This is a genomic window from Micromonospora sp. NPDC002411, assembly GCF_053592955.1.
This window is the reverse complement of the sequence record NZ_JBSFBM010000494.1, coordinates 1-3,656: the sequence shown is the minus strand read 5'-3', so window position 1 is coordinate 3,656 and position 3,656 is coordinate 1. Positions and strand designations below refer to the sequence as shown.

Annotated in this window: 3 protein-coding genes; 2 read left to right on the top strand and 1 reads right to left on the bottom strand. The window is 70.4% G+C overall.

Translation table 11 applies throughout. The features are described from left to right. Nucleotides 1–564, bottom strand: a 564-nt coding sequence (locus tag ACWCO3_RS32815) for a hypothetical protein (protein WP_450013808.1), incomplete at its 3' end; no start/stop codon positions are given. A gap of 133 nt (nt 565–697) precedes the next feature. Here ACWCO3_RS32815 and trmB point away from each other — a divergent pair. Then, a complete protein-coding gene (gene trmB / locus ACWCO3_RS32810; RefSeq protein WP_423438255.1) occupies nt 698–1,405 on the top strand; it encodes a tRNA (guanosine(46)-N7)-methyltransferase TrmB in 708 nt (235 codons plus the stop codon). An 81-nt stretch (nt 1,406–1,486) separates the two neighbouring features. Further along, a partial coding sequence (locus tag ACWCO3_RS32805; protein WP_450013805.1) for a DEAD/DEAH box helicase occupies nt 1,487–3,656 on the top strand: 2,170 nt, incomplete at its 3' end.

Sequence of the window (3,656 nt, the reverse complement as noted above, 5' to 3'; positions counted from 1 at the left end):
CGCGATGGCCAGCGGTGCCAGCAGGACGGCGATCTTGCCCAGCAGGTACAGCCCGGCGACGATCACCATCAGGCATGCGCTCCACAAGACCGCGGCCATCAGGCCCACCTTCTTGACCACCTGGAGCATGGTCGAGGCGGTCTCGCCGTCCCGGCACTCCAGCTTGACCCGGTAGTTGCCGGGACGGGTGCGCTCGCGCACCATCGGCGCGGCGGTGAGCACCCCGCGCTGCGGCTGCACACCGACCGCGCCGAACGCGTCCGAGACGACGGTGGCACCCACCGAGTTGTCCCGGCAACTGGCCCGGATGCCGACCAGGTAGCCGGGCTGCACGGTGCTCGGGCTCACCTCGACGAAGATGTCCACCGGCGCCGGCTGAGGCGCGCCACCAGGCGGCCCTCCGGGCTGCGGCGCGGGCGCGGCCGCAGGAGCGGCAAGCACCGCTGCGACAGGCTTGGGCACCGCGAGCACGGGAGAGGCGGCCAACGCCGGAGGCGCAGCGAGCAGAGGGCTGGCGAGCAGGGTCAGCACGGAAAGGATCACGCCGCCCCGGGTCACTGTCACGATGCCCCCTCTCGACGCCGCGCGGCCGTGTCGGGCAGCGGAGCACCCGACCTGCCGTACCAGTTGGATCCTCTCATTTCCGGTCGCACATCACATCCGATCCGGCGACGGCGTCGCGTACGCTCGGGTCGCTGTGACCACCACCGACCATGACCCCGCCGTCCCGCCCGCGAGCCGGACGATCCGCACGTTCCACCCCCGTCGGGGTCGGATGAGCGACCGGCAGACCGACGCGCTGGGCCGGCTCTGGCCCGCGTACGGCCTAAATGTGCCGGACGGACCGGTCGTGCCCGTGGACCTGCCCGACCTGTTCGGTCGCCGGGCCCCGGTCGTGCTGGAGATCGGCTCGGGCATGGGTGACAGCACCGCAGCGATGGCTGCCGCCGACCCGGACCGAGATTATCTGGCGGTCGAAGTGCACACGCCGGGAATCGCCAACCTGCTCGACCTGGTGGAGCGTGGCGGCCTACGCAACGTACGGGTGGCGGAGGGCGACGCGTTGTCCCTGGTCAGCGGCTTGCCCGAGGGTGTGCTGGACGCGGTGCACGTCTTCTTCCCGGACCCGTGGCCCAAGACGCGCCACCACAAGCGGCGGATCATCCAGCCCGCGCACGTGGCGTTGCTGCGGTCCCGACTGCGTTCCGGCGGCACGCTGCACTGCGCGACCGACTGGGCCGAGTACGCCGAGGCGATGCGGGAGACCCTGGATGCGGATCCGGAGCTGGTGGACGCGTACGGCGGTTTCGCGCCACGTCCGGCGCATCGCCCGGTGACGAAGTTCGAGCGGCGGGCGATCACGGCCGGTCGACCGGTCGCGGACCTGATCTACCGCCGGCGCTGACCGGCGAAGACCACCCCGTGGAGGGGCCGGCGGAGGCCGGGTTGGCGTACCGGGGCATGATCCAGGCACCATGGACAGGCTATGACGCTCACCGCCGCGCTACCGAGAAGCGCCGACCCCGACACCCTCTTCGACGCGTTCGCCGGCTGGGCGAAGGAGCGCGGCCTCGACCTCTACCCCCATCAGGAGGAGGCGGTCATCGAGATCGTCTCCGGCGCCAACCTGATCATGAACACTCCGACCGGCTCGGGTAAGAGCCTGGTGGCGATCGCAGCGCACTTCGCGGCTCTCGCCGACAACCGGACGACGTTCTACACCGCGCCGATCAAGGCCCTGGTGTCGGAGAAGTTCTTCGCGCTCTGCGAGGTCTTCGGCGCCGAGAACGTCGGCATGCTGACCGGCGACGCCAGCGTCAACGCCGACGCCCCGATCATCTGCTGCACGGCGGAGATCCTGGCCAACCTGGCGCTGCGCGAGGGCACGAAGGCCGACGTCGGCCAGGTGATCATGGACGAGTTCCACTTCTACGCCGAACCCGACCGGGGTTGGGCGTGGCAGGTGCCGATCATCGAGTTGCCGCAGGCCCAGTTCATCCTGATGTCCGCCACCCTGGGGGACACCACCCGGTTCGTCGACGACCTGACCCGGCGCACCGGGCGGCCGACCGCCGTGGTGCGCTCGGCCGAGCGGCCGGTCCCGCTCATCTTCTCGTACGCGATGACGCCGCTGCACGAGACACTCGAGGAGCTGCTGGAGACAAAGCAGGCCCCGGTGTACGTGGTGCACTTCACCCAGGCCGCCGCACTGGAGCGCGCCCAGGCGCTGACCAGCGTCAACGTCGCCACCCGCGCCGAGAAGGACATGATCGCCGAGGCGATCGGCAACTTCCGGTTCACCGCCGGCTTCGGCAAGACGCTCTCCCGGCTGGTCCGGCACGGCATCGGCGTGCACCACGCCGGCATGCTGCCCAAGTACCGCCGGTTGGTGGAGACCCTCGCCCAAGCCGGCCTGCTCAAGGTCATCTGCGGCACCGACACCCTCGGCGTCGGCATCAACGTGCCGATCCGCACCGTGCTGTTCACCGGCCTGTCCAAATACGACGGCGTCCGTACCCGGCTACTCAAGAACCGGGAGTTCCACCAGATCGCCGGGCGGGCCGGTCGGGCCGGCTACGACACCATCGGCCGGGTCGTGGTGCAGGCCCCCGAGCACGTCATCGACAACGAGAAGGCCCTCGCCAAGGCCGGGGACGACCCGAAGAAGCGGCGCAAGGTGGTCCGCAAGAAGCCACCGGAGGGTTCGATCGGCTGGGGTCAGCCCACCTTCGACCGGCTCGTCGACGCCGAGCCGGAACCGCTGACGTCCAGCTTCCAGGTCAGCCACTCGATGCTGCTCAACGTCATCGGCCGGCCCGGGGACGCGTTCAGCGCGATGCGCCACCTGCTCACCGACAACCACGAGGACGCCGCCGCGCAGCGTCGGCACATCCGCCGGGCGATCGCCATCTACCGGGCGCTGCGGGCCGGCGGTGTGGTCGAGGAGCTGCCCGAGCCGGACGAGACGGGCCGGCGGATCCGGCTCACCGTCGACCTCCAGCTCGACTTCGCGCTCAACCAGCCGCTGTCCCCCCTCGCGCTCGCCGCCATCGAGTTGCTCGACGCCGAGTCCCCGTCGTACGCCCTCGACGTGCTGAGCGTCATCGAGTCGATCCTCGACGACCCCCGGCAGATCCTGTCCGCGCAGCAGTTCAAGGCGCGCGGCGAGGCGGTCGCCGCGATGAAGGCCGAAGGCATCGAGTACGAGGCCCGCATCGAACTGCTCGAGGACGTGACCCACCCGAAGCCCCTCGACGAGCTGCTGAACGCCGCGTACGAGATGTACCGGCAGGGCCACCCCTGGGTCGCCGACCACCAGCTCTCCCCCAAGGCCGTCGTCCGCGACATGTTCGAGCGGGCGATGACCTTCACCGAGTACGTGCAGTTCTACGGGTTGACCCGCTCGGAGGGCCTCGTCCTGCGCTACCTGGCCGACGCGTACAAGACGTTGCGGCAGACAGTGCCCGAGGACGCCAAGACCGAGGAGCTGATCGACCTCATCGAGTGGTTGGGCGAGTTGGTCCGCCAGGTCGACTCCAGCCTGATCGACGAGTGGGAGCGGCTGCGCAACCCGTCCGACGTCGCCGAGGTCGCCCAGGCGCACGCGGCGCTGACCGACCGGCCGCCGGCGGTGACCCGGAACGCCCGCGCGTTGC